At 50.8% G+C, this 240-nt stretch carries 1 protein-coding gene; it reads right to left on the reverse strand.

The features are described from left to right. A partial coding sequence (locus WEIDD23_RS12605; protein WP_156469691.1) for an AAA family ATPase occupies window positions 1–240 on the reverse strand: 240 nt, incomplete at both ends.

A 240-nucleotide genomic window follows, 5' to 3' on the forward strand; every position in this document is an offset into this window, starting at 1 on the left:
GTGGTACTTGCGTCGTTTGTGCTGGAAAGAATGAGCGATCTGGTTGGCGCACCGTAAAATCTTCTGGCAACTGACCGGCACGAATGGCACTCGCCAACGCAATGATTGTTGACCCTTTACCCTGCCGGTGAATCGTCTCCAACTCACGGTAATTCAGCAAGCCACTAGCTAATAAGTCATAAAAGACGCGACCGGGTCCAACAGACGGCAACTGGTCTTTGTCCCCAACCAGAATAACTT

The sequence above is a fragment of the Weissella sp. DD23 genome (assembly GCF_001579105.1).
In the GTDB taxonomy this organism is placed as follows: Bacteria; Bacillota; Bacilli; order Lactobacillales; family Lactobacillaceae; genus Weissella; species Weissella cibaria.